Here is a 25,985-nt window from a genome sequence, read left to right on the forward strand (position 1 = left end):
GTCCCCGGCCTACGCGGCGGAACCGTTGATGCGGACCGTCTCGCCGGAGGCGGCCGACTCCAGGACCGCCGCCGCGACCTCCACGGTGCGCAGGCCCTGCCGCAGCGTGCAGATGTCGTCGGACTTGCCCAGGACGGCGTCCCGGAACAGCTCGTGCTCGACCAGCAGCGGCTCGCGCTTCGGGATGGCGTAGCGGATCATGTCGCCTTCCGAGACGCCGCGGAAGGCGCGCAGGGCCTCCCACTCCGTGGTGACGGCGGCGTTGGAGTGGAAGGTGAGGTCGGCGGTGAGCGTGTCGGCGATGAAGCAGCCCCGCTCGCCGGTGACCGAGGTGAACCGCTCCTTCAGCGGGCTCAGCCAGTTCACGAGGTGGCTGGCCATCGTGCCGTCGGAGAGCTTGCCGACGGCCGACACCATGTCCTCGTGGGGGCGGCCCGACTTGGAGACGGTGTGCGCGGCGATCGATGTGTACGTCTGGCCGGTGACCCAGCCGGTGAGGTCGATGTCGTGGGTCGCGAGGTCCTTGACCACGCCGACGTCGGCGATGCGGTGCGGGAACGGGCCCTGGCGGCGGGTGACGACCTGGTAGACGTCGCCCAGCTCGCCCGCTTCGAGGCGGGCCCGCAGGGACCGCAGCGCCGGGTTGCAGCGCTCGATGTGGCCGACGCCCGCGACCAGCCCGCGCGACTCGAACGCCTCGACCAGGCGGCGGGCGCCCTCGACGGTGTCCGCGACCGGCTTCTCGATCAGCGCGCACACGCCGGCCTCGGCCAGCTTCAGGCCGACCTCCTCGTGGAGGGCGGTGGGGCAGGCGACCACGGTGTAGTCGACGCCGAGGGCGATGAGCTCCTCGACGGTGGCGAGGACGGGCGCGCCCTGCGCCCAGCCGTTCTTGTCGCCCATCGGGTCGACGACGCCGACGAGCTGGACGTTCTCCAGTCCGGCGAGGACGCGGGCGTGGTGGCGGCCCATGGAGCCGAGGCCGACGAGCCCGGCGCGCAGCGCTCCCTTGGCGGTCACAGGCCCTCCCCCAGCGCGTTGACGGCGGTGACGATCCGCTCCAGCTCGCCCTGGGTCAGGGAGGGGTGCACCGGCAGGGAGACGACCTCAGCGGCGGCCTTGTCCGTCTCGGGCAGGTCCCAGGTGCGCCCGGCCTTCTGGTCCGGCTCCCAGTAGGGCTTCAGGCGGTGGATCGGCGTCGGGTAGTACACGGCGTTGCCGACCCCGGCCTCGGTGAGCTTGGCCATGGCGGCGTCGCGGTCGCCGCGGATCCGGACCGTGTACTGGTGGTAGATGTGGCGCGCGCCTTCCGCGACGACGGGCGTCACGACGGCGGGCGCGGTGATGTGCTCCGACAGGTACGCGGCGTTGGCGATGCGCTGCTCGGTCCACGCGGGCAGCTTGCCCAGCTGGACGCGGCCGATGGCTGCGGAGACGTCGGTCATCCGCACGTTGGCGCCGACGATCTCGTTGGCGTAGCGCTGCTCCATGCCCTGGTTGCGCAGCAGGCGCAGGGTGCGGGCGGTCTCGGCGTCCGCCGTGGTGATCATGCCGCCCTCGAGGGAGTGCATGTTCTTCGTCGGGTAGAAGCTGAAGGTGCCGCCCGAGCCGAACGCGCCGACCGGAGTGCCGTGGAGCGCCGCGGCGTGGGCCTGGCAGGCGTCCTCGACGACGGCCAGCTTGTGCTTGTCCGCGATGGCCATGATCTTGTCCATCGCGGCCGGGTGGCCGTACAGGTGGACCGGCATGATGGCGGCCGTGCGCGGGGTGATGGCGGCCTCGACTGCCGCCGGGTCCAGGCAGAACGTGCCCGGCTCGATGTCGGCGAAGACGACGTCCGCGCCGACGAGGCGTACGGCGTTGCCGGAGGCCGCGAAGGAGAACGAGGGCACGATGACCTCGTCGCCCGGGCCGATGCCCAGGGCCATCAGCAGCAGGTGCAGGGCGGACGTGCCGGAGTTGACGGCCACGCAGTGGCGCCCGTCGACCAGTCCGGAGAACTCCTCCTCGAACGCGGCCACCTCGGGGCCCTGTACGACGCGACCGCTGCGCAGTACGCGTACCGCGGCCTCGATCTCCTCTTCAGCGATCACCGGACGGGCAGCCGCGATGGGCTGCTCGTTGACGCTCGGCATGTGCGTCCTCCTTGGACACCGTAAGAACTCCATGTGAAGGGGTCCGGGGTGTGCGGACGTTGTCGGGCGCCCAGTGAACCCCAACGGCGCGATGCCGACGCCCCGGCCGCTCAGGGCTGGGACGGGTCCGGCCCGGAACCGAGTCGGCCACCGTTCGCCTGCGCCCGTGGGTGCTGCGTCTCGGAGTCGACGGGCGTCACATTATCAGGTACGACTCCGCCCAATTCCGGACGGTTAAGGCCCTGGATGATTCGATTCCGAAACAATGCCCGTGTCCCGCCGCCGGACAATCAGCAGCGGGACACGGACGGTTGCGCAAACGGGACCGGATCACCCCGGCAGCACCCTCGCGGGCACGGCCGGTTCCGGGTGGGCCACCCTACCGGCCCCTCAGTCCTCCGCGGCCGCGGTCCCCGTGTCGGCCGCCCCGGCCGGGGCGGCCTTCTTCGCCGCGGCCTTCTTGGCGGGCGCCTTCTTCGCGGGCGCCTTCTTGGCAGCGGTCTTCTTGGCGGTGGTCGTCGACGCCGCGGCCTTCTTGGTGGTGGCCTTCTTCGCGGTCGTCTTCTTCGCCGCGGTCTTCTCGGCCGCGGCCTTCTTGGCCGTGGTCTTCGCCACTGCCGCCTTCTTCGCCGCGGTCTTCTTGGCGGGGGCCTTGCGGGCCGTCGCCTTCTTGGCCGGGGCCTCGGCCTCGGGGGCCTCCGGCGCGGAGTCCTCGGCGGGCGCCGCGGTGCGGGGCATCACGACGACCGCGGCCTCCTCGGCGCCCGACGGGGAGCCGGCCGGGGCGGTCACCTTGCGGACCACGCGGCGGCGCGGCCGTGCCGGGGCCGCCGCGGGGGCGGGCTCCTCCACGGCTGCGGGCGCCTCGGCGGCCGGGGCCTCAGGCTCCGGCTCGGCGGCGGGCTCCGGCCGCGGGGCGGTCACGACGGGCTCGACGACGGCTTCGGCCGCCTTCGGGGACCCCGCCGGAGCGGTGGCCTTGCGGGTCGCGCGGCGACGGGCGCGGCCGCGCGGCGCCTCCTCGGCGGCCGGCGCCTCGGACGCGGGCACCACGGGCGCCTCGGGCACCACGGGCGTCTCGGCGGTCAGCGGTGTCTCCACCACCGGCGCCGCGGCCTCCGCCTCGGGGGCGGCCGGCGCCTCGGGGCGGGCTCCGCCTGGGCGGCGGGCCGGGGCTCCGGTGCCGGCTCCACGGCGGGCGCGGGCTCGGCGAACGGCTTCGGCGCACCCGCGGGGCGGCCGCGCGGCGGGCACGGCGGCGGCCTCGGCCGCGCGCGACGGCGGCCTCGGCCTCCGCGGCGCTGGAGTACAGCTCCTCGTCCGGGGCGAACTCCGCGGGGGCTCGGGCGCCACCGCAGGTGCGGCCGGCTCGGCCTCCGCCACCGGCGCCTCCACCGCGGCCTCGGGCTGCTCGGCGCCGCCGCGGCCGCGCTTGCGCGCCCGCTTGCCGCCACCGCCACCGCCGCCGGCCGTGGTCGGCTGCTCCATGTGGACGATGACGCCGCGGCCGTTGCAGTGGACGCAGGTCTCGGAGAACGACTCCAGCAGGCCCTGGCCGACCCGCTTGCGGGTCATCTGGACCAGGCCCAGCGACGTGACCTCCGCGACCTGGTGCTTGGTCCGGTCCCGGCCCAGGCACTCCAGCAGCCGCCGCAGCACCAGGTCCCGGTTGGACTCCAGCACCATGTCGATGAAGTCGATGACGACGATGCCGCCCAGGTCGCGCAGCCGGAGCTGGCGCACGATCTCCTCGGCCGCCTCCAGGTTGTTCCTGGTGACGGTCTCCTCCAGGTTGCCGCCCTGGCCGGTGAACTTGCCGGTGTTGACGTCGACGACGACCATCGCCTCGGTCTTGTCGATCACCAGCGAGCCGCCGGACGGCAGCCAGACCTTGCGGTCCAGCGCCTTCATGAGCTGCTCGTCGATCCGGTACGTGGCGAAGACGTCGACCTCGGACGTCCAGCGCTGCAGCCGGTCGGCCAGATCGGGCGCGACGTGCGACACGTACCCGTGGATGGTCTCCCACGCCTCGTCGCCGCTGACGATGACCTTCGAGAAGTCCTCGTTGAAGATGTCGCGGACGACGCGGACCGTCATGTCGGGCTCGCCGTACAGCAGCGTCGGCGCGTTGCCGTTCTTGGCCTTCTTCTGGATGTCCTCCCACTGCGCCTGCAGACGCTCGACGTCGCGGCGCAGCTCGTCCTCGCTCGCGCCCTCGGCGGCGGTGCGGACGATGACGCCCGCGTCCTCGGGGACGATCTTCTTGAGGATGGTCTTCAGCCGGGCGCGCTCGGTGTCGGGCAGCTTGCGGCTGATGCCGGTCATGGAGCCCTCGGGCACGTACACGAGGTAGCGGCCCGGCAGGGACACCTGGCTGGTGAGGCGGGCGCCCTTGTGGCCGATGGGGTCCTTCGTCACCTGGACGAGGACGGGCTGCCCGGACTTCAGGGCGCTCTCGATACGGCGCGGGCCGTTGGCGAGGCCGAGCGCCTCGAAGTTCACCTCGCCGGCGTACAGGACGGCGTTGCGGCCCTTGCCGATGTCGACGAAGGCGGCCTCCATGGACGGCAGGACGTTCTGGACCTTGCCCAGGTAGACGTTGCCGACGTAGGAGGTGGTCTGCTCCTTGTTGACGTAGTGCTCGACGAGCACGTTGTCTTCCAGGACGCCGATCTGGGTGCGGTCGCCGTTCTGGCGGACGACCATGACGCGCTCGACGGCCTCGCGGCGGGCCAGGAACTCCGCCTCGGTGATGATCGGGACCCGGCGGCGGCCCTGCTCGCGGCCCTCGCGGCGGCGCTGCTTCTTGGCCTCCAGGCGGGTGGAGCCCTTGATGGACTGGACCTCGTCGGAGGGCTCGGTGCTCCTGTCCCGGGCGGGGCGGGGCTCGCGCACCTTGACGACGGTGCGGACGCCGTCCTCCTCCGGGGCCTCGCCCTCGCCGGCGGGCTCGCCGCTGCGGCGACGGCGGCGGCGACGGCGACGGGAGCTGCTGGTGCCGGCGGCGGCGGGGGTGGACTCGCCCTCGGCGGTCTCCTCCTGCTCGTCCTCCTCGGCCTCGTCCGCGTCGTACTCCTGCTCCTGGCCCTCCGCGCCGTCGGCGGTGTCCTCGGCGTCCTCGGCGTCGGCGGCCTCACCGCGGCGACGGCGACGGCCACCGCGGCGGCGGCGGCGCGACGGGCGCTCGTCGAAGTCCCCGGCCTCCGCTTCGGCCTCCTCGGCGTCCGCCTCGGCCTCGGCCTCGGTGCCGGGCTCGTCCTCGGCGGCTACGGGCTCGGCGGCGCGGGCGGGCTCGGCGGCCTCCCCGCGGCGGCGACGGCGGCGGCGGCCGGTCTCGGGCCGCTCGGCCGCGGGCTCGGCGACGACCGTCTCGGCCTCGACCTCGGCCTCGGTGTCCTCCTCGGCGGACTCGGCGGCGGCCGCCTCGGCAGCGGCGGCGGCAGCGGCCGTCTCGGGCGTCTGGAACATCGGCTCGGTGAAGACGGGCGCCTGGAACACCGGCACGGCGGGCCGCGCGGCGCGGCGGGAGCGGTCCGACTCCGAGCCCTTCTCCGCCTCGGTGGTGAACTGCGGCGTGGACACCCGGCGGCGGGTGCGGCCGCGGGTGGCGGCCTGCTCGGCCGCGGCGACGTCGGCTCCGGCGGTACCGGTGGTGATCTGCGCGACCGTGTCGGCGGGCAGGCTCTCGCCTCCCTCGGCGGCGGCCTCCTCGTCCTCCTTGGCCTCCGCGGGGGCGGCGGCGGGCGCGGTGGTCTTGCGGGTCGCGCGGCGACGCGTACGGGCAGGCGGCGCGGCCTCCGCCGGAGCCTCGGCGGCCTCCGGAGCGGCGGCCTCGGCGGGCGCCTCCACGACGGCTTCCGCCTGCGCGCCCTCGGCGGCGGGCGCGGCCGTCTTGCGGGTCGCGCGGCGACGCGTACGGGCGGGGGCGGGCTCGGCGGCGGGGGCCGCTTCGGCGGCGGCTGCTCCGCGGGCGCGGCGTCGGCGGCGGCGGGCGCGGCGGCCGGCTCCTGTGCGGCGGCGGGCGCGGTGGTCTTGCGGGTCGCGCGGCGACGCGTACGGGCAGGCGGCGCGGCCTCCGCCGGAGCCTCGGCGGCCTCGGCGGGCGCCTCCACGACGGCTTCCGCCTGCGCGCCCTCGGCGGCGGGCGCGGCCGTCTTGCGGGTGGCGCGGCGGCGCGTACGGGCCGGGGCGGGCTCGGCGGCGGGGGCCGCTTCGGCCTCGGCCGCGGGGGCGCCGGAGTCCGCGGCGGACACGACGACGGTCTCGGCCACCGTTTCCGCGGCGGACGAGGCGGCCGGCGGGCCTGCGGGGCGCGAGGCGGCCCTGCGGCGGCGGCGCGGGGGCAGCGTGTCGCTGGGCGTGTCGTTGTTCGTCTCGTCGGGGCCGGCGGTGCCGGCTTCGTTCGTTTCGAGCATGCGGGCGGTTCTCCCGTCACGCTCCCGGGCGCCGCGTCGTGGTCCGGTCCGGCGGTCGCGTCGCGCGGTGCGCGGTGGCCGTCGTCCGGGGCGCGGGCGCCGCACGGGAGCTCTGTGTCTGGCTCGCCGGTTCCGTACGCCTTCTGCGGACGGCCTGGCGAAAGTCTTCTGTCTGCACGCGGCCCGACCCAGGTGGCTCCCGAGTGCCAGGGCCGCGTTCGACGACCGCTCCTACGCGGAACCTGCACCTTCCGGCGCCGTCGCGACAGCGGTTCCGGCGGCCTTGGAAAGGGCGGCCGTGACTGCCTCGCGGTCGGGCGCGAGCGGGTCGGTCACCGTGCCGGACTCCTCGTCGAAGAGCCCCTGCGCCAGCCTGGTCACCGCTGCGGGGACCGGCGGCGCCAGGTCGGCCACAGCTCGGAGACCGGACAGGACGTCGTCGGGTCGGACGGCAGGTGTCACGTGCCGAACAACCAGCCGCAGTATCGCACAGGGCCGGTCCGCGGGCCTATCAGCCCGACCGGAAACGGCTTCGAGCCCCGCCACGGCGGCCCGGGCGTCGAAGGTCCTCAGCCCGTTCTTCGTCATCCGCTGCACGTCGACGGTGCCGGCGGCGAGGAACGCGGCGACGGCGCGCTCGGCGACGGCGGGGTCCACCCCGTCGAGCCGCAGCTCCCACACGGAGGCGGTGAGCCGGTCGGCGAGCCCGGAGGTGCGGGCCTCCACGGCGTCGACCACGTCGAGCCCGTCCGGCAGGGACTCGTCGAGCAGGGCGCGCAGCGCCTCGGGGTCGCGGGCCTCGGTGAGCGCGATCTCCAGGTACTCGGCCTCGGAACCGGTCCCGGTGGGGGCGGCGTTCGCGTACGAGACCTTGGGGTGCGGGGTGAAGCCCGCCGAGTACGCCATGGGCACCTCGGCGCGCCGCAGCGCACGCTCGAACGCGCGCTGGAAGTCGCGGTGGCTGGTGAACCGGAGGCGGCCGCGCTTGGTGTAGCGCAGTCGGATGCGCTGCACCGCCGGTGCGGGCGGCGGGCCTACGGGCTGTCGCTTGCCCAGTGGTTCTTCTCCTCGGTGCGGGGCGGGCGCGGTGACGCTCCGCCCACGGGGTGCGGGCGGACCTCCCGGGGGGCCTGCCCGGGCCGTCCCCGCTGTGCGGGGAGGCCTCGGGGGCGGGCGCCACGCCGGAAGCGGTCGTTTCACCCCCAGGGTACGCGCCGCGGCCGCGCCCTCCCCGGGCGGCCGCGCCCCGCTGCCCCGCCCGCCGGCGCCGCCGGCGCCCCGCGGGGCCTGCCGCCGGGCCCCTCCCGGCCGCGGCGGGAACGGCGCGGGACGTACACCCGGTGGGGTTGCGCCGCGCGGGCGGAGGGCGCCGGACGGGCGGTCCCGTACCGCGCCCCTGCTCCCGGTGCGCCCCTGCCCGCCCCGCCCTCAGCGTCCCGGCGGGGTGCTTGCGGCGGTGGGGGGCGGGACCGGCTCGGGGAGGGCGCCGAGGTCGAGGTCCGCGTCGCAGGCGGTCTGCGCCAGGGCGGTGTCGGTCCCCCGCAGGCGTACCGGTGTGCGGCCCTCGGTGTCCTCGGCGAAGGCGATCGTGCACACGAGCTGCCGTACCGCCAGGTCGTCGAGGCCGGCGAGCGCGATCGGCAGGGTCACCTCCACCCCGCCGCCCGGCAGCGGCTCCGTCCGGGCGACGCCCTCGAACGGCAGCTCGGGCAGGCCGTCGGTGAGTCCGGCCTCCCGTTCGTGCGGCAGCGGCCCCGCGAAGAGGGTCGCGACCATCCAGGACGCCGCCGTCGACACCCCCGACTCGTCGGTCAGGTCGGTGGCCGCGTCCTGGTAGCGGATCGACGGTGCCAACCGCCCGGACGGCGACCGGAGGAAGACGAACAGCCCGGTGGTCGGGCGGGGGACCACCTTGACGGCCGCGGGGCCCCCCGCGTCGATGACGTCCGTCTCCGGGACGTCGCACCCGCCGAGCCACAGCGCGGCGCACCCGGCGAGCAGCGCCGCTGCGACCCGCCTCATGCCGGCGCCTCCCCCGGCTGCAGCGGCAGCTCCACCGTGAACACGGCGCCGGTCCCGCCGGGGCCGTTCGCGGCGCGGAGGGTGCCGCCGTGCAGGCGTACGTTCTCCAGGGCGATGGCGAGTCCCAGGCCGCTGCCGGCCGAGCGGGTGCGGGCCGCGTCGGCCTTGTAGAAGCGGTCGAAGATGTGCGGCAGCGCGTCCGGCCGGATGCCGGGCCCCCGGTCCGACACCTCGATGACCAGCCCCCTCCCCGTCCGCGCCCGTGGCGGAACGCAGCCGCACGGCCACCGGCGCGCCGCCGTGCCGCAGCGCGTTGCCCACCAGGTTGGCGACCACCACATCGAGGCGGCGCGGGTCGAGCCGGGCGCGGATGCCGTCCGGCAGGTCGGCGCCGACCTGCCCGGTCCAGTGCCGCTGCTCCAGCGTCTTGCGTACGGTCTGGGCCACGTCGACCTCGTCGGTGTTGAGTTCGGCGGCGCGCGCGTCGAACCGGGAGATCTCCATCAGGTCCTCCACGAGCACCGCGAGCTTGCCGGTCTCCGCGCTGATCAGGCGCACCGCCCGCGCGGTGTCGGGGTCGAGGCGGTCGGCGTCCTCGTCGAGGACCTCGGTGACGGCGAGCATCCCGGCGAGCGGGGTGCGCAGTTCGTGCGAGACGTCGGAGGCGAAGCGGCGGGCGCGCGCCTCCGCCCGGCGCAGTTCGCCCACGGACCGCTCCAGTTCGCCCGCGGACGCGTTGAACGTCGCTGCCAGGTCGGCCAGTTCGTCACTGCCCCGCACCGGGATCCGGGTGTCGAGGCGGCCGCTGCCCATGGACCGGGCGGCCTCGCGCAGGTCGCGCACCGGGCGCAGCACACTGCGCGCCGCGACCAGCGCGGGCACCAGGGCGATGGCGAGGCCCGGCAGCGCGCCGTCCCGCGCGGCGGCGAGGAGCGCCTCCACGTTCGCCTGCTCCTCCGGCATCGGCATCACCGCGAAGAGGACGACCCCGGACGGCAGGGTCCTGCCTCCCCCGGCCTCGAAGGCGACCGGCATGCCGATGGTCAGGTACGGCACCCCGTCCTTGACGACCCGCTCGAAGCTGCCGTGCAGCGTCGTGTGGGCCCTGCGGCGCAGTTCGGGCGTGATCACCGTGGACGTGGGGCTGGTCGCGGACGACACGCGCAGCGAGCCGTACTCCGCGTACACGTACCACGGGCGCGGCTTGCCGGAGCGGGCGAGGGCCCGCAGCATGCTCCGCTTGTCGTCGAGGTCGCGGTGCTGGAAGAGGACGACGTCGAGGTCGCGCACCTGGGAGCGGAAGGAGGACACCGCCGTGTCCTGCGCCGTGCCGAGGACCGCGTTGCGGGCCTCGCGGAAGGTGAGCGCGGCGGTCGTGGCCGCGCTGACGGCGGCCACCAGCAGGAACGCCAGGACGAGGCGGGTGCGCAGGCCGAACGGGCGGCGGCGCTCGCCGGGGGCCGGGCGCCGCCGCGCGGGGCGGAGCCTCACAGCGGCCCGAAGCGGTAGCCGAAGCCCCGCAGGGTCTGTATGTAGCGGGGGCTGCCCGGCACGTCCTCCACCTTGTTCCGCAGCCGCCGCACGCAGGCGTCCACGAGCCGGGAGTCGCCGTGGTAGCTGTGCTCCCACACGTGCTCCAGCAGCTGCTGGCGGCTGAACACCTGCTCCGGCGCGGCGGACAGGTGCAGGAGCAGCTTCATCTCGGACGGCGCGAGGGCGAGGCGCTCGCCGTCCTTGGTGACGGTGAGCCCCGCCCGGTCGATGGCGAGCCCGCCGTGGAACTCGACGGCGGGCCGCCCGCCGCCCGGTTCCTCGATCCGGCGCAGCACGGCCCGGATGCGGGCCTCGATCACCTCGATGCGGGCGGGTTTGACGATGTAGTCGTCCGCGCCCGCCTCGAGGCCCACCACCATGTCGAAGTCGTCGCCGCGGGCGGTGAGCATGATGATCGGCAGCTGGCTGTCGTCCCGTACCCGGCGGCAGACCTGCACGCCGTTCATGCCCGGCAGCATCAGGTCGAGGAGCAGCAGGTCGGGGCGGAACTCGCGCAGCGCGGCGAGCCCGGCCTCCCCGGTGGCCGCGGTGCGCACCTCGTGGCCGCGGCGGCGCAGGCCGAGCTCCACGCCCTCGCGCACGGACGGGTCGTCTTCGATGAGCAGTACACGAGGCATGGGCACAGTATCCAGAGGGTCGGGGGCGGCGGTCGGGTGCGGGGCGGCGCTCATGGTGCCCGGCGGCGCAGCCGCGCGGCGGCCCCGGTGACCAGGGCGTCGATCCCGTCCAGCCGCAGCGGCCGGGCCAGCACGAGGAACACGCAGGCGATCGCCGCGGCCCCCGTCGCGGCAGCGGCCGCGGCCCCGCCGGGCCGGGCCCAGTCGGCGGCGCCGTGCCCGAGGGCCGTCGCGGGCACGGCGGCGGCCAGCAGCCGGGCCTGCGCCGCGAGGGCGCCCGCGGGGGTGCGCCGGGCGGCGGCCGGGCCCGGTCGGGCGCCCCGCGCCGCGAGCGGCGGCGCAGGACCAGCGCGGTCACGGCCCAGCCCGCCCACAGCGCCAGCGAGTACCCGCCGGCGATGCCGGTCACCACCCAGCGGGCGGGCAGCAGGACGTAGGCCGCCGCCGACAGGCCGGCGGTGAGGCCCGCGATCACCAGGTTCAGCAGGAACGGGGTGCGGGTGTCGGACAGCGCGTAGAACGTGCGGGACAGGACGTACTGCCCGCTGAAGGCGATCAGGCCGGGTGCGAACGCCATGAGCGTGCCCGCCATGACGGCGACGGCCTCCGCGTCCGTCTCGCCGTACTGGAAGACGAGCGCCATCAGCGGCTGGGCGAGGGCGAACAGCGCGCAGGCCGCCGGGACGACGGCGGCGGCGGTGGTGCGCAGCCCGTACGACACGTCGTGCCGCACGGCGGCGGTGTCCCCGTCGGCGGCGGCCGCGCTCATCCGCGGCAGCAGCGCCGTCATCAGCGACACCGTGATGATCCCGTGCGGTACCGCCCACAGCAGGTAGGCGTGGTTGTACGCGCTGAACCCGGCGCCTCCGTCGACGCCGGCGGCCTCCGCGCGCAGGCCCGCCGCCGTCGCCAGCCGGGTCGTGACCCAGTACGCGCCCTGGTTGGTGAGGACGAGCAGCACCAGCCAGCCGGCGTTGCGCAGCGGCCGGGTGAGGCCGCTGCCGCGCCAGTCGAACCGGGGCCGGAAGCGGAAGCGGGCGGCGCGCAGCGCGGGCAGCAGCGCCAGGGCCTGGACGGCGATGCCCGCCGTGGTCCCCCAGCCGAGCAGCGCGGTCTCGGCGGCGCCCAGCGTGCCGCCGCCGGTGGCGAACACCGCGAGGTAGAGGCCGAAGACGGCGATGACGACGACGTTGTTGAGGACCGGCGCCCACATCATCGCGCCGAACCGTCCGCGGGTGTTCAGCACCTGCCCGAGCAGCGTGAACAGCCCGAGGAAGAAGATTTGCGGCAGGCAGTAGCGGGCGAAGGCGACCGTCATCGCGGTCTGCCCGGGCGGGTAGTCCGTGTAGGCGTCGACGATGGCGGGCGCCGCCCACACCGCGCCGGCGGTGAGCACGAGCAGGGCGAGCACGCACACCGTGAGCAGCCGGTCGGTGTAGGCGGCGCCGCCGTCCTCGTGCTCCTTGGCGGCCTTGACCAGCTCGGGCACGAACACGGCGTTGAGGGCGCCGCCCATGAGGAGCATGTACACGATCGTGGGAAGGGAGTTGCCGACGGCGTACCCGTCGGCGACCGTCCCGACGCCGATCGCGGCGGCGACGACGGCGGACCGCACGAACCCGGTCGCCCGCGACACGACCGACCCGGCGGCCATGACGACACCACTGCGCAGCACGGACGCCTTGCGCGGCGGGGGCTGCGGGGTGGGACCACCGGCTCGGGCGGGCCCGGCGGACCCGGGCGCCTCGGCGGGCGCTGCCGTACCAGCGGGCGCGGTGGTAACGGCGGACGCAGCCGTCCGCGCACGGCCGGTGGACCCGGGCGCCTCAGCAGACGCTGCCGTACCAGCGGACGCTGCCGTACCAGCGGGCGCGGCCGTACCACCCGGATCGGGAGCCCCACCGGGCACGCCCACCGCGCCCGACGCACGCGCCGCGCTCTGCGCACGCGCCGCGCCCGACTCCCGCGCCGCACCTTCCGCACGCGCCGCGGCCGGCTCACACGCCGCCCCTTCCGCACGCGCCGCGCCCTGCGCGTCCGCCGCCGTCACCGGCGCGCCAGGTACGTCTGGAACGCGCGGTGCAGCGCGTGGTTGGCCGTGCCGTCCAACGGTCTCTCCCACTCCCCCAGGGTCTCGACGACCTCCCCGCCCGTCCCCAGCTTCCAGCGCAGCAGCCCGTACGGGCGGTCGTCGGGGTCGAGGGTGGAGGGTATCCCGCGCATGTCGTAGACGTCGGCGCCGAACGCCCGGGCGTCGAGCAGCATCCGCCACTGTAGAAGGTTGGAGGGCCGGACCTCGCGGCGGTGGTCCGCCGACGCGCCCGTCTGGTACCAGACGCGGCGGCCCACCCGCACCATGGTGTGCGCGGCGAGCGTCTCGCCGCCGTGGCGGGCGAGGTACAGCGTCATCCGGCCCGGCTCCTCCGCGTTGAGCGCCGCGTACTGGCGCTCGTAGTAGGCGAGCGACCGGCCCAGCCGGAAGCCGTCCCGCTCCTCCGTGATCCTCAGCAGCCGGTGGAACTCGGGCAGGTCGGCCGCGCCGCCGACGACCACCTCCACCCCGGACTTCTGCGCGCGCCGTACGTTGCGCCGCCACTCCTGGCTGAGCCCGGCCCACAGGTCGTCCGGGGTCCGGCCGGTGAGCGGCACCCGGAACACGTGCCGCGGCTGCGCGTCGCCGTCCTCCTCACCGCCGCACCGCTGCCAGCCGCGCGCCCGCAGCCGCTCGGCGACGGCGGTGCCGAGCGGGTCCACCTCACTCGCGAGGACGTCCGCGAGCCGCCGCCCGGGACCGGTCGCCGACTTGATCCTCGCCGCGGTCCAGCGGCGGTACGCGGGCGAGGGCCCGATCCGTACCGCGAACGCGCCCTCGGCCCGCAGGTACCGCAGCAGCGGGTCGAGCCAGGCGTCGACAGCGGGGTCGGCCCAGTCGGCGACCGGCCCCTCCGGCAGGTAGGCGAAGTACTTGCGTGTGCCGGGCAGCTGCCGCAGCAGCACCAGCGCCACCCCGGACAGCCGCCCGGACGCGGGGTCGGGCCCCCAGCCGACGAGCCGGCTCCGCCAGCCCTCCTTGACGTGCGCCCAGGACGGGCACTGCAGGAACGCGGCGCCCAGCGCCGCACCTTCGGGGGACTCCAGGAACCGGCGGTACGCGGCGGGCGTGATCGGGCCGAGCGGGGTTGCCCGGCCGCGGCCGGCCGTCACGAGCAGCGCTGACACGAGGGGAGCCTCTCTGTGGGGATCGCCCGGTCTCCCGGGGTGACGCCGAGGATGCTCACAGCCGTCCGTGACCGCTCCGCACGGCGTGTGTGACCGGACGATGACCGTTCCCCACCAGTCGCCGTCACAGCGCCGCAGCGGCCCCCACCTGCGCTTTCACCGGCCCTACAGTCCCGGTACCACCACTGCTCGCGACAGGGGCGCCCCTTGGGCCGGTCATCCATACGCACAGCACCGGTCGCGGCACTGCTCGTGCCGCTGGCCGCGTGTTCCGCACCGTCCGGGCCGGGCGCACCGCCCGCCGACGGCAGACCCACCGGGCGCGCCGCGGCCGGGGACCGCCCATCGGTCGTGACGGTGACACCGCGCGGCGAGAACGTCCGGGCGGGCAGGAACGGGGCGGGGCCGCCCTCGTACGGCCCGGGAAAGCGGGCGCCCGCCTTGAAGGCGGCGCTCCGACAACGCCGAGAGGCGCCCGGACCGGACGGTCCGAACGCCTCTTCACGCCTACCCCGGGCGGCTACTGCTTGACGGTCAGCGGCAGCAGCTTCTTGCCGGTGGGGCCGATCTGGATGTGCGTGTCCAGCTGCGGGCACACCCCGCAGTCGAAGCACGGCGTCCAGCGGCAGTCCTCGACCTCGGTCTCGTCGAGGGAGTCCTGCCAGTCCTCCCAGAGCCAGTCCTTGTCGAGGCCCGAGTCCAGGTGGTCCCAGGGCAGGACCTCCTCGTAGGTGCGCTCGCGGGTGGTGTACCAGTCGACGTCCACGCCGTACTCGGGCAGCGTCTTCTCGGCGCACTCCATCCAGCGGTCGTACGAGAAGTGCTCACGCCAGCCGTCGAAGCGGCCGCCGTCCTCGTACACGGCGCGGATGACGGCGCCGACCCGGCGGTCGCCGCGGGACAGCAGGCCCTCGACGATGCCGGGCTTGCCGTCGTGGTAGCGGAATCCGATGGAGCGGCCGTACTTCTTGTCGCCGCGGATCTTGTCGCGGAGCTTCTCCAGGCGGGCGTCGGTCTCCTCGGCGGAGAGCTGCGGGGCCCACTGGAAGGGCGTGTGCGGCTTGGGGACGAAACCGCCGATGGAGACGGTGCAGCGGATGTCGTTGGACTTCGACACCTCGCGGCCCTTGGCGATGACGTTCGCCGCCATGTCCGCGATCTGCAGCACGTCGTCGTCGGTCTCCGTCGGCAGGCCGCACATGAAGTACAGCTTCACCTGGCGCCAGCCGTTGCCGTAGGCGGTGGCGACCGTGCGGATCAGGTCCTCCTCCGAGACCATCTTGTTGATGACCTTGCGCATGCGCTCGGAGCCGCCCTCGGGGGCGAAGGTGAGACCGGAGCGGCGGCCGTTGCGGGTGAGCTCGTTGGCCAGGTCGACGTTGAACGCGTCGACGCGGGTGGAGGGCAGCGACAGGCCGATCTTGTCGTCCGTGTAGCGGTCGGCGAGGCCCTTGGCGATGTCGCCGATCTCCGAGTGGTCGGCGGAGGAGAGGGACAGCAGGCCCACCTCCTCGAAGCCGGTGGCCTTCAGTCCCTTGTCCACCATCGCGCCGATGCCGGTGATGCTTCGCTCCCGCACGGGGCGCGTGATCATGCCGGCCTGGCAGAAGCGGCAGCCGCGGGTGCAGCCGCGGAAGATCTCGACGGACATGCGCTCGTGGACGGTCTCCGCGAGCGGCACGAGGGGCTGCTTCGGGTACGGCCACTCGTCCAGGTCCATGACGGTGTGCTTGGACACCCGCCACGGCACGCCGGAGCGGTTGGGCACGACGCGCGCGATGCGGCCGTCCGGCAGGTACTCGACGTCGTAGAAGCGGGGCACGTACACGCCGCCCGTGCGGGCGAGGCGGAAGAGCAGCTCCTCGCGGCCGCCGGGGCGGCCCTCGGCCTTCCACGCGCGGACGATGTCGGTGATCTCCAGCACCGCCTGCTCGCCGTCGCCGATGACGGCGGCGTCGATGAAGTCCGCGATCGGCTCGGGGTTGAACGCGGCGTGGCCGCCGGCGAGCACCACCGGGTCGTCGACGGTCCGCTCGCGGGCCTCCAGGGGGATCCCGGCGAGGTCGAGCGCCGCGAGCATGTTGGTGTAGCCGAGCTCGGTGGAGAAGCTGAGGCCGAAGACGTCGAAGGCCCGGACCGGGCGGTGCGAGTCCACCGTGAACTGCGGCACGTCGTGCTCGCGCATCAGCTTCTCGAGGTCCGGCCACACGCTGTAGGTGCGCTCGGCGAGGACGCCCTCGCGCTCGTTGAGTACCTCGTAGAGGATCATGACGCCCTGGTTGGGCAGGCCGACCTCGTACGCGTCCGGGTACATGAGGGCCCAGCGGACGTCGCAGGCGTCCCAGTCCTTGACGGTGGAGTTGAGCTCGCCGCCGACGTACTGGATCGGCTTCTGCACATGCGGGAGCAGGGCTTCGAGCTGTGGGAAGACGGACTCGGCAGACATCGGAACCTTCATCGTCTGGCAGGGGCGACTCTCTAGCGTAACGCCCCTCGGAGCCGCCCCCCGCCGGTCAGGTGCCGAGGCCCCGTACGGACACCCGCCGCCACAGGTCCGGCAGCTCCTGCTCGCGGGCGGCCGCGGCGGCCTCCTCCCTGGCGTACAGCAGGCCCCAGGCGAAGGACGGCTCGCCGGCCGCGTGGGCCTGGATGGCGAGGTCCCGCAGCGCTTCGCGGGCGACGACGCTGTCCTGGTGGTCGCCCAGGCAGTCCTGGACGCCCTTCAGCCGCCGCACCAGGCGTTTCGCGGGTTTGCCGAGCGCGGGGCGGGCCAGCTCCGCGGCGTAGCGGGTGCGTTTGGCGGCCTTGCGGGCGCTGTGGAGGGCGAGGTCCCGGTCGGGGCCCGGGGGGAGGGAGAGGGCGTGCTCGACGCGGTCGGCGAGGCGGGCGTGGTCCTTGAGGACGGCGGCGGCGAGGACGGCCTCGGGGGCCTTGGCGGCCTTGCCGCGCAGGGGCGGGTCCGCGAGGAGGGCGTCCAGGGCGTCGAGGAGGGACAGGTAGCGCGGGCTGTCGAGGACTTCCAGGGTGCGGCCGCGGGAGTCGGCGCTGCGGGCGGCCGACCAGCGGCGGAGGCGGCCTTGCACGGGGCCGAGGAGCAGGGGGCGGGGGATGGTGTCGAGGGCGGTGCGCAGGCGTTCCTCCAGGACTTCCTGGTCGCGGTCGGCGGCGAGTTCCCGGCCGAGCCAGCGCAGTTCCTCGATGAGGGGGTCGGTGGCGGACCGGTCGAGGACGGAGCGGAAGCTGCGCAGGGCGCTGCGCAGGCGGCGGCTCGCGACGCGCATCCGGTGGACGCCGTCGGGCTGGGAGCGGCGTACGGCGGCGTCGTGGGCGAGCAGGGCGTCGGCCTGGGCGTGGACGTAGGTGAGGACGTGGTCGCCGGCGGTTCGCGGGGCGGGGGGTGCGGTGGTCGCGGGGGTGGGGGCGGGGCCGGTCTCCTGGAGGGCGCGTGCCAGTTTCGACGGGGCGGCCGCCGGGTGGATGCCGGCGTGGCGGAGGTGGCGGTCGACGGCGTCGAGGAGGGCGGTGTCTGCGCCGTCGGCGAGTTCGACTTCGATCTCGGTCCAGTCGGCGGTGCCGCCGTCCCCGGTGAGGCGTTCGGCGTGGACGGTGTCGGTGCTGAGTTCGGCGAGGAGGGTGCCGTCGGCGTCGACGAGGTGGTGGATGTCGCGGGAGGAGCGGAGGCGTACGGCGGGCCGGAGGGGGCGGCCGCGGGTCCTGGCGCGGACGAGGGCGGCCAGGGCGGGGGGTACCTCGTCGGCGAGGGGGGCGCGGATCTCGTCGCGTACGCCGGGGGCGACGGGGAGTTTCAGGTGCCAGCCCTCGTCGGCGCCGCCGGTGCGGCGGCGCAGGGTGAGGGCGTGGGCGGCGAGGCGCAGGTCGGTGGTGTCGTAGTAGTCGGCGTCGAGGTCCGCGGTGCCGGCGTGGAGGACGCGGGCGACGCCGGGGGTCTCGGTGAGGTCCGGGACGCGGGTGTCGGGGGTGGCTTCGTACTTCCGCTCGATCTCGCGCTTCGCGTGGGGTCGCTGCGCGTCAGCTCGGGTGTCCGCCATACATCGAATCTAGTACGCGGGCGCCTTATGCCGTTATGGGCCGCTGGACCCGGATGGACTGGAGCAGGCCGACCGCCACCCATACGGCGAACATGGAGGAGCCGCCGTAGGAGACGAAGGGCAGGGGGAGGCCGGCGACGGGCATGATGCCGAGGGTCATGCCGATGTTCTCGAAGGACTGGAAGGCGAACCAGGCGATGATGCCGCCGGCGACGACGGTGCCGTAGAGCTCGGTGGTCTCGCGGGCGATGCGGCAGGCCCGCCACATGACGACGCCGAGGAGCAGGATGATGCCGCCGCCGCCGACGAAGCCGAGTTCCTCGCCGGCGACGGTGAAGATGAAGTCGGTCTGCTGTTCGGGGACGAACTGGCCGGTGGTCTGGTGGCCGTTGAAGAGTCCGGCGCCGTAGAGGCGGCCGGAGCCGACGGCGATGCGGGCCTGGTTGGTGTTGTAGCCGGCGCCTGCGGGGTCGAGGGCGGGGTTGGCGAAGGCGGCGAAGCGGTTGATCTGGTACTCGTCGAGGAGTCCGAGGACGGCGACGAGGACGGCGCCTGCGATGCCGGTGGTGATGAGGCCGAGGATCCAGCGGTTGGAGGCTCCGGAGGCGAGGAGCACGCCGAGGACGATGACGACCATGACCATGACGGAGCCGAGGTCGGGCATCATCATGATGATGGCCATGGGGACGGCGGCGAGGACGAGGGACTTGGCGACGGTGCCGTGGTCGGGGTGGAGCTGGTCGCCGGCGTCGACGCGGGCCGCGAGCAGCACGGCCATGCCGAGGATGATGGTGACCTTGGTGAACTCGGACGGCTGGAGGGAGAAGCCGCCGCCGAGGACGATCCAGGCGTGCGCGCCGTTGATGGTGGCGCCGAGGGGCGTGAGCACGAGCAGCACGAGCACGACGGAGATGCCGTAGAGGATCGGGACGGCACCGCGCAGGGTGCGGTGGCCGAGCCAGATCGTGCCGACCATCAGGGCGAGGCCGATGCCGGTGTTGAGGAGGTGCTTGAGGAAGAAGGAGTACGGGTCGCCCTGGGTGAGTTCGGTGCGGTTGCGGGTGGCGGACCACACGAGGAGCGATCCGATGAGGGACAGGGCGAGCGCGGAGGACAGCAGGGGCCAGTCGAGCCGGCGGACCACGGAGTCGCGGGCGGTGAGCCTGGCCCACAGGCCGCCGGGTTCGGGGGTGTAGCGGGAGACGGAGAAGGTGTTCTTCTGTGCGGGCATGGCGGTCGTTCAGTCCCTCCACACCGGCGGGCCCGCGAGGCCCGGTTGTCCGCCGTCGGTGACGCCGTCCTGTCCTTCGGGGATCTGGGACTTCGGGTCGTACGGCTTGATGGCCGGAGCCTCGATGGAGCCGTCGGGCTGGATCTTCGGCAGGGTCTTCTGCGGCTGGGGCAGCAGGGCCCGCTTGAGGTCCTGGTTGCCGGCGTCGTCGAGGCCGTAGAGGGCGTCGTAGATGTTGCGTACGGCGGGGCCGGAGGCGCCGGAGCCGGTGCCTCCCTGCGAGATGGTCATGACGATGGTGAAGTCGTCGGTGTAGGTGGCGAACCAGGACGTCGTCTGCTTGCCGTAGACCTGGGCGGTGCCGGTCTTGGCGCGCAGCGGGATCTTGTCCTGGGGCCAGCCGACCTGGGTGAAGCGCCAGGCCGCGGTGCCGCCGGCCTCGACGACGGACTGCAGGCCCTTGTCGAGGTCGCGGATGGTCTCGGCGTCGACGGGGAGCCGGCCGCGGGCCTTGGGGGTGATCATCTCGACCTTCTTGCCGTCGGGGCTGATCACGGCTTTGCCGACGGTGGGTTCGTGGAGGGTGCCGCCGTTGCTGATGGCGGCGTAGGCGGTGGCGAGCTGGATGGGGGTGATGAGGACGTCGCCCTGGCCGATGGCGAAGTTGATGCTGTCGAACGCCTTGAGCTGGTTGCCTTCGAGGCAGTTCTCGTAGGCGATCTGCTCGACGTAGCTGCCGCCCTTCTTGCCCTGCTTGCACCAGGAGTCCTTGTTGGCCTCCCAGAACCGCTGCTTCCACTGGCGGTCGGGGATGCGGCCGCTGACCTCGTTGGGCAGGTCGATGCCGGTTTCGGAGCCGAAGCCGAAGTCGTGGGCGGTGCGGTAGAACCAGTCCTTGGCGTCCTTCTTCGGCTTGAGGCCGCCGTCCCGGGTCCACTCCTGGTGGCCGAGGCGGTAGAAGACGGTGTTGCAGGAGTACTTGAGGGCTTCGCCGAGGGTGATGGGGCCGTGGCCCTTGGACTCGAAGTTGGCGAAGCTGCGGCTGCCGAGGCTGTAGGAGGCGCTGCAGTTGTAGCGGTCGTTGAAGTCGTGGCCGGCCCGTACGGCCGCGCTGGCGGACACGACCTTGAACACGGAGCCGCTGGGCGCCTGGCCCTGGATGGCGCGGTTGAGGAGCGGGAAGTTGGAGTCCTTGCCGGTGAGGGCGGCGTACTCCTTGGCGGAGATGCCGCCGACCCAGGCGTTGGGGTCGTAGTCGGGCTGGGAGGCCATCGCGACGATACGGCCGGTCTTGGACTCCATGACGACGACGGCGCCCGCGTCGGCCTTGTAGGGGCGGCCGGTGATCCGGTCGGTCTCCTTGCGGACCCTCTTCATGGCGGCGGCGAGCTCGAATTCGGCGACGGCCTGGACGCGTGCGTCGATGCTGGTGACGACGGTGGAGCCGGGCACGGCGGGGCTGTTCTCGGCCTCGCCGAGGACCCGGCCGAGGTTGTCGACCTCGTAGCGGGTGACGCCGGCCTTGCCGCGCAGGTACTTGTCGTAGGTGCGTTCGAGGCCGGAGCGTCCCACCTGGTCGGAGCGGAGGAACGGCGAGTCGGTGTCCTTGGCCTTCTCGATCTCCTCGTCGGTGACGGGTGAGAGGTAGCCGAGGACCTGGGCGGTGCGGGCCTTGCCGGGTGCGGGGTAGCGGCGGACGGCGGTGGGTTCCGCGGTGATGCCGGGGAAGTCCTCGGCGCGTTCCCGGATCTGCAGGGCCTGCTGGGTGGTGGCCTCGTCGGTGATGGGGATCGGCTGGTACGGGGAGCCGTTCCAGCAGGGCTGCGGGGTTTTGGCGTCGCAGAGCCTGACCCGGTCCATGACCTCCTTGGGGGTCATGCCGAGGACGCCGGCGAGGCGGGTGAGGACGGCCTTGCCGCGGTCCTTCATCCGCATGAGATCGGTGCGGGACGCGGAGACGACGAGGCGGGTCTCGTTGTCGGCGAGGGGCACGCCGCGGGCGTCGAGGATGGAGCCGCGTACGGCGGGCTGGACGACCTGCTGGACGTGGTTGCTGCGGGCCGCGTCGGTGTACTCGTCGCCGTTGCGGATCTGGAGGTACCAGAGGCGGCCGAGGAGGGTGAGGAGGAGGGAGAAGACGAGGACCTGGATGACGATGAGCCGGATCTGCACCCGCGGGGTGCGGCCGGTCTCCGGGATGTTGCTCATGTGGTCGCTCCCTCCCCTGGGTTGCGGCGTGTGGTTCCGGCGCTGGTGCGGCGCGGGGTCACAGGCGCTTGACCCCCTTGATGCGGGCGGCCCGGGCGGCGCGGCTGCGGGCGGCGCGGGTGCGCAGGCCGCCGCGGAGGCTGCCGCGCTGGCTTCCGATGGTCAGGCCGGTGCCGCCGGTCGCCCAGCCGGTGGACACGTCGCTGCCGGCGCCGGTGGACTCGGCGACCGGGTCGCTGTCGGCGCGCCGGGCCAGCGCCATGATCAGCGGCACGGTGAACGGTGCGAGCAGCAGGTCGTAGATGACGGCGGTGAGGATGAGCGAGGCCAGGCCGACGTGGCGGGCGCCGGTGTCGCCGACGAGGGCGCCCACCCCGGCGTACAGCAGGGTGGAGCCGATGGCGGCGGCGACCACCATGACCATGGGGCCGGTGGCGGAGCGGACCTGGCCGTTCTCGGGCTTCGTGAGGCCGGCGAGGTAGCCGATGACGCACAGCACGAGGGCGTAGCGGCCGGCGGCGTGGTCGGCGGGCGGGGCGAGGTCGGCGAGGAGGCCGGCGCCGAAGCCGATGAGGGCGCCGCTGACGTGGCCGTACACGAAGGCGAGGCCGAGGACGGTGAGGAGGACCAGGTCGGGGACGGCGCCGGGCAGGTGGAGCCGGGCGAGGACGGAGACCTGCAGGACGAGGGCGACGACGACGAGAGTGGTGGAGAGCAGGATCCGGTTGAAGCGCATCGTCTCTACTCCTGGTCCTGGTCCTGGCCGTCGGGGCGGGGCGTCGCGCCGGGCTCGACGGCGAGCGGCTGCTCGTCGGGTTCGCCCTGCGGCTGGTCGCCGGGGTCCTGGGGGCTGGGGGTGACCGTGACGGTGACGGTGGGGGCGGGCTTCGGCTTGGCGGGCAGGACCGTGTCGCGGGGGTCGGTGCGCGGCGCCTGCACCACGACGCCGACGATGTCGAGCCGGCTGAACGCGGCGTACGGGCGGACGAAGAGGCGGCGGGTCAGCTCGCCGCTGGACGGGTCGACGCGCATGACCTCGCCGACGGGCACGCCGGGCACGAAGGGGCGGTTCGCCTGGGAGCCGAAGGTGACGAGGCGGTCGCCGGGCTTGACCTTGGCCTTGCCGTTGAGGAGCTGCACGGACAGCGGGCGGGCGCCCTGGCCGGTGGCGAAGCCCAGCTCGTTGGTGCGCTCTATGCGGGTGCCGACGGTGAAGTCGGGGTCGTTGGCGAGGAGCACGGTGGAGGTGCTCGGGCCGACGGTGGTGACCCGGCCGACGAGGCCGTCGCCGTTGATGACGGTCATGTCGCGCTTGATGCCGTCGTTGCTGCCGGCGTCGATGGTGACGGTCCAGGAGAAGCCCTGCGCTGCTCCTATCCCGATGACTTCGGCGGCCTTGATGCCGTACTGGCCGGCGCCCGCGCGCTTCAGCAGCTCGTCGAGTTCGCGCACGCGGTTGCGGTTGCGGTCGTCGCTGCCGAGCCTCGCCTTCAGCTCGGCGTTCTCCTTCTCCAGCCGGGCGATCCGGCTGTGGCGCTCGTCGGAGTCCCGGACGGCCGCGATGGCGTTGCCGATCGGGTCGACGGCGGACGCGACACCGTTCTCGACCGGGCCGAAGACCGTGGCGGCGAGCTGCCGGGCTCCGTCGACCGGGGACTGCTCACCGCCCCGGAGGTCCACCGTGATCAGTGCGAACGCGATGGCCACCAGCAGCGCCAGGAGCAGCCGGCTCTCTTTCGTGTCCCTCACGTGGGGCGGCCGTGCCTTCCTCGTAGGAATGTGTGTGCCGGAAATCTTCGTGCCGTTATACCAACGATCAGCCGTACGGGTATGGCAGCACCCGTACGGCTGATCGCGTACGCGCTATCTGCGGGGCTGGGAGTCCAGGACCTGCTGCAGCGCCTCGAACTCCTCGACGCACTTTCCGGAACCCAGCGCCACCGAGTCGAGGGGTTCCTCGGCGATGTGGATCGGCATTCCCGTCTCGCGGCGCAGCCGCTCGTCGAGGCCGCGGAGCAGGGCGCCTCCGCCGGTGAGGACGATGCCGCGGTCCATGACGTCGCCGGACAGCTCGGGCGGGCACTTGTCGAGGGTGGTCTTCACCGCGTCGACGATCGAGTTGACCGGCTCCTCGATGGCCTTGCGGACCTCGGTGGCGGAGATGACGACGGTCTTGGGCAGACCGGAGACCAGGTCGCGGCCGCGGATCTCGGTGTGCTCGTCCTCCCCGAGGTCGAAGGCCGAACCGATAGTGATCTTGATCTGCTCGGCGGTGCGCTCCCCGAGGAGGAGGCTGTACTCCTTCTTGATGTGCTGGATGATCGCGTTGTCCAGCTCGTCGCCCGCGACGCGGATGGACTGCGCCGTGACGATTCCGCCCAGCGAGATCACGGCGACCTCGGTGGTGCCGCCGCCGATGTCCACGACCATGTTGCCGGTGGCCTCGTGGACGGGCAGGCCGGAGCCGATCGCCGCGGCCATGGGCTCCTCGATGATGTGCACCTGGCGGGCACCGGCCTGGGTGGAGGCCTCGATGACCGCGCGGCGCTCCACACCGGTGATGCCGGAGGGCACGCAGACGACGACCCGGGGGCGGGCGAGGTAGCGACGCTTGTGGATCTTCAGGATGAAGTAGCGGAGCATCCGCTCGGTGATCTCGAAGTCCGCGATCACCCCGTCCTTCAGTGGCCGGACGGCCACGATGTTGCCGGGGGTCCGGCCGATCATCTTCTTCGCTTCGGCGCCGACCGCCAGGATGCCACCGGTGTTGGTGTTGATGGCGACGACCGACGGCTCGTTGAGGACGATGCCGCGACCCCTGACGTACACCAGCGTGTTGGCGGTCCCGAGGTCGACAGCCATGTCACGGCCGATGAACGACATTGAGTTCCCCTTGTTTCCCATGAGGAGCGCCGGGCCTTCCCAATAGAGCGTTGACGGCTTCTCAGGACGGCGCGCTGGATCGTGTGGAGCGGAGGATTCCATCGTAGTGCCGCTGACGCGAACACGGCGCGGTGGTCCGCCTCTGTATAGGTGACGAGGTGTCGGACGGATGCGTTCCCGGACGCCGCCGCCATATGTCCTGGGGCGACCGAAATTCCTTCGGTCGCCCCAGGTCAACAGCGCTGTATGGCTGACACCAGGTCAGGAAATGGCGGGGAAGAAAATCTTCAGTTCCCGAATGGCGGACTCCTCCGAGTCCGAGGCGTGGATCAGGTTCTCCCGGACGATCGTGCCGTAGTCGCCGCGGATGGATCCCGGGGCGGCGGCGATCGGGTCGGTCGGGCCCGCCAGCCGGCGGACGCCCTCGATGACCCGCTCGCCCTCGACGACGAGCGCGACGACGGGGCCGGAGGCCATGAAGGCGACGAGCGGCTCGTAGAAGGGCTTGCCCTTGTGCTCGCCGTAGTGCTGCTCCAGCGTGTCCTGGTCCAGGCTGCGCATGTCCAGCGCGGTGATGCCCCAGTCGGCCTTGCGCTCGATACGGCCGATGATCTCGCCGATCAGCCCGCGACGGACGGCGTCCGGCTTGAGGAGGACGAGAGTGCGCTGGGTCATGGTGTGCGGCTCCTTGCAGGCCGAATGATGTGCGGTTCCGGCAGAGGTTACCGGGTGTGACGGCGCCCCGGGCACCCGGCCCGGACAAGCCCCCCGCGCCCCCTCCGGGGCAGGCAGCCGCGGGGCCCCAGGGCGCGGGGCACGGGCCGGGGCAGGACGGGCCGCGGGTACGGGGCGCTCGCCGGGCAGCGGCACGGCCGGGCGATGGGCGCGGCCGGGCCGCGGTGCACGGGGGCGACGCCGTGGCACGGCGGCGGTCGGCACGGCCGGGCGATGGGCGGGCCGCGGCCGGGATCCGCGAGGCCGCGGAAGGCGGGCGGGACCCGGCGGCGGACCAGGCCGGGCGATGGACGGCGACAGGGCGGCGGGCGCGGCGGCAGCGGCGGGGCCCCGGGTTGCGGGCGCGGAAAGGCGGGCCGCGGGCGGGATCCGCGGGGCTGCCGGGTACGGGGCGGCGCCGCCCAGCGGCACGGCGGTCGGCACGGCCGGGCGATGGGGCGCCGCCAGGCAGACCGCGGCCTGCCGGCCCGGGCCGGGCGGCGGCACGTGGCGGGCGCCGCCCGGGGCCGGGTGGGGCAGGGCGGTCGGGGGCCGGGGGCGTTCCCGGGGGCCGGTCAGGCCGGGGGGGCGTCCGCCCCGGCCTGGGCCGCCCACTGCGCCTTCGCCTCGTCGACCTTGCGGCCGTAGTGGACCGACGCCCACCACAGGCCCGCGAAGACCGCGCCGAGGAAGAACATCATCGGGACGACGAAGCCGCTGGCGACCAGGGCGATCTGGAGCGCCCAGCCCAGGTGGACGCCGCCCGGCCGGGTGACCATGCCGCACAGCACGACCGACAGGAGCATGGCGACACCGCACACCGTCCACACCGCGGTCATGGACAGCGCGTCGTCCTTCATGGCGACCAGCCCGGCGAAGCCGATCACGAAGAACTCACCGATCAGGGTCGACGAGCAGAGCGTACGCATCGGAGAACC

Annotated in this window: 15 protein-coding genes and 3 pseudogenes; all 18 read right to left on the reverse strand. The window is 74.0% G+C overall.

All coding sequences use genetic code 11. The features are described 5' to 3' along the window. Positions 1 to 9: 9 nt before the first annotated feature. Positions 10 to 1,020 carry a Gfo/Idh/MocA family oxidoreductase gene (locus L6E17_RS11555; RefSeq protein ID WP_308315867.1) on the reverse strand — a complete coding sequence of 337 codons (1,011 nt, stop codon included), beginning with the start codon at positions 1,018 to 1,020 and terminating at the stop codon, positions 10 to 12. After that, a complete protein-coding gene (locus tag L6E17_RS11560; RefSeq protein ID WP_236240677.1) occupies positions 1,017 to 2,135 on the reverse strand; it encodes a DegT/DnrJ/EryC1/StrS aminotransferase family protein in 1,119 nt (372 codons plus the stop codon). The genes L6E17_RS11555 and L6E17_RS11560 overlap by 4 nt, the downstream gene beginning before the upstream one ends. A gap of 390 nt (positions 2,136 to 2,525) precedes the next feature. Then, positions 2,526 to 6,550: pseudogene (locus tag L6E17_RS30480) on the reverse strand (ribonuclease E/G). Positions 6,551 to 6,781: 231 nt separating this feature from the next. After that, on the reverse strand, positions 6,782 to 7,564 hold the full coding sequence (locus L6E17_RS11570) for a TIGR03936 family radical SAM-associated protein (RefSeq protein WP_236240678.1): 783 nt from the start codon (positions 7,562 to 7,564) through the stop codon (positions 6,782 to 6,784). Between the two features lie 414 nt (positions 7,565 to 7,978). Continuing rightward, on the reverse strand, positions 7,979 to 8,572 hold the full coding sequence (locus L6E17_RS11575; protein ID WP_236240679.1) for a hypothetical protein: 594 nt from the start codon (positions 8,570 to 8,572) through the stop codon (positions 7,979 to 7,981). After that, a pseudogene (locus L6E17_RS11580) lies at positions 8,569 to 10,063 on the reverse strand (ATP-binding protein). The gene L6E17_RS11575 and the pseudogene L6E17_RS11580 overlap by 4 nt, the downstream one beginning before the upstream one ends. Next, positions 10,060 to 10,743: a response regulator transcription factor gene (locus tag L6E17_RS11585; RefSeq protein ID WP_236240680.1), complete on the reverse strand. Its 684-nt coding sequence runs from the start codon at positions 10,741 to 10,743 to the stop codon at positions 10,060 to 10,062. Before L6E17_RS11585 ends, L6E17_RS11580 begins: the two are co-directional and overlap by 4 nt. Before the next feature lie 50 nt (positions 10,744 to 10,793). Next, positions 10,794 to 12,397: pseudogene (gene murJ, locus L6E17_RS11590) on the reverse strand (murein biosynthesis integral membrane protein MurJ). Positions 12,398 to 12,789: 392 nt separating this feature from the next. Beyond that, positions 12,790 to 13,962, reverse strand: coding sequence for a peptidoglycan bridge formation glycyltransferase FemA/FemB family protein (locus tag L6E17_RS11595; protein WP_236240681.1), 1,173 nt, complete (start codon positions 13,960 to 13,962; stop codon positions 12,790 to 12,792). A 520-nt stretch (positions 13,963 to 14,482) separates the two neighbouring features. Continuing rightward, the gene (locus L6E17_RS11600) at positions 14,483 to 16,408 is read right to left on the reverse strand and encodes a TIGR03960 family B12-binding radical SAM protein (RefSeq protein ID WP_236240682.1); all 1,926 of its coding nucleotides are present in this window, start codon (positions 16,406 to 16,408) and stop codon (positions 14,483 to 14,485) included. Between the two features lie 67 nt (positions 16,409 to 16,475). Next, complete coding sequence (locus L6E17_RS11605; protein ID WP_236240683.1) at positions 16,476 to 18,011, reverse strand: CYTH and CHAD domain-containing protein; 1,536 nt, start codon at positions 18,009 to 18,011, stop codon at positions 16,476 to 16,478. Positions 18,012 to 18,036: 25 nt separating this feature from the next. Continuing rightward, on the reverse strand, positions 18,037 to 19,242 hold the full coding sequence (gene rodA, locus L6E17_RS11610; protein WP_236240684.1) for a rod shape-determining protein RodA: 1,206 nt from the start codon (positions 19,240 to 19,242) through the stop codon (positions 18,037 to 18,039). A gap of 9 nt (positions 19,243 to 19,251) precedes the next feature. After that, the gene (gene mrdA / locus L6E17_RS11615) at positions 19,252 to 21,450 is read right to left on the reverse strand and encodes a penicillin-binding protein 2 (RefSeq protein ID WP_236240685.1); all 2,199 of its coding nucleotides are present in this window, start codon (positions 21,448 to 21,450) and stop codon (positions 19,252 to 19,254) included. Between the two features lie 58 nt (positions 21,451 to 21,508). Then, positions 21,509 to 22,186, reverse strand: coding sequence for a rod shape-determining protein MreD (gene mreD, locus L6E17_RS11620; RefSeq protein ID WP_236240686.1), 678 nt, complete (start codon positions 22,184 to 22,186; stop codon positions 21,509 to 21,511). A 5-nt stretch (positions 22,187 to 22,191) separates the two neighbouring features. After that, a complete protein-coding gene (gene mreC, locus L6E17_RS11625; protein WP_236240687.1) occupies positions 22,192 to 23,199 on the reverse strand; it encodes a rod shape-determining protein MreC in 1,008 nt (335 codons plus the stop codon). Positions 23,200 to 23,313: 114 nt separating this feature from the next. Beyond that, the gene (locus tag L6E17_RS11630; protein ID WP_236240688.1) at positions 23,314 to 24,333 is read right to left on the reverse strand and encodes a rod shape-determining protein; all 1,020 of its coding nucleotides are present in this window, start codon (positions 24,331 to 24,333) and stop codon (positions 23,314 to 23,316) included. 261 nt (positions 24,334 to 24,594) lie between these two features. After that, entirely contained in the window at positions 24,595 to 25,008 is a 414-nt protein-coding gene (ndk, locus tag L6E17_RS11635; RefSeq protein WP_236240689.1) for a nucleoside-diphosphate kinase, read from the reverse strand. A 614-nt stretch (positions 25,009 to 25,622) separates the two neighbouring features. Further along, entirely contained in the window at positions 25,623 to 25,976 is a 354-nt protein-coding gene (locus L6E17_RS11640) for a DUF4233 domain-containing protein (protein WP_236240690.1), read from the reverse strand. Positions 25,977 to 25,985 lie beyond the last annotated feature (9 nt).

Source organism: Streptomyces sp. CC228A (assembly GCF_021390935.1).
GTDB lineage: Bacteria > Actinomycetota > Actinomycetes > Streptomycetales > Streptomycetaceae > Streptomyces.

Excerpts from the sequence above, each read along its gene's own strand:
- L6E17_RS11560 (WP_236240677.1), bottom strand. The coding sequence starts at position 2,135 with ATGCCGAGCGTCAACGAGCAGCCCATCGCGGCTGCCCGTCCGGTGATC.
- L6E17_RS11575 (WP_236240679.1), bottom strand. The coding sequence starts at position 8,572 with ATGAGGCGGGTCGCAGCGGCGCTGCTCGCCGGGTGCGCCGCGCTGTGG.
- L6E17_RS11585 (WP_236240680.1), bottom strand. The coding sequence starts at position 10,743 with ATGCCTCGTGTACTGCTCATCGAAGACGACCCGTCCGTGCGCGAGGGC.
- L6E17_RS11600 (WP_236240682.1), bottom strand. The coding sequence starts at position 16,408 with ATGTCTGCCGAGTCCGTCTTCCCACAGCTCGAAGCCCTGCTCCCGCAT.
- L6E17_RS11605 (WP_236240683.1), bottom strand. The coding sequence starts at position 18,011 with ATGGCGGACACCCGAGCTGACGCGCAGCGACCCCACGCGAAGCGCGAG.
- rodA (WP_236240684.1), bottom strand. The coding sequence starts at position 19,242 with ATGCCCGCACAGAAGAACACCTTCTCCGTCTCCCGCTACACCCCCGAA.
- mrdA (WP_236240685.1), bottom strand. The coding sequence starts at position 21,450 with ATGAGCAACATCCCGGAGACCGGCCGCACCCCGCGGGTGCAGATCCGG.
- mreD (WP_236240686.1), bottom strand. The coding sequence starts at position 22,186 with ATGCGCTTCAACCGGATCCTGCTCTCCACCACTCTCGTCGTCGTCGCC.
- L6E17_RS11630 (WP_236240688.1), bottom strand. The coding sequence starts at position 24,333 with ATGTCGTTCATCGGCCGTGACATGGCTGTCGACCTCGGGACCGCCAAC.
- ndk (WP_236240689.1), bottom strand. The coding sequence starts at position 25,008 with ATGACCCAGCGCACTCTCGTCCTCCTCAAGCCGGACGCCGTCCGTCGC.
- L6E17_RS11640 (WP_236240690.1), bottom strand. The coding sequence starts at position 25,976 with ATGCGTACGCTCTGCTCGTCGACCCTGATCGGTGAGTTCTTCGTGATC.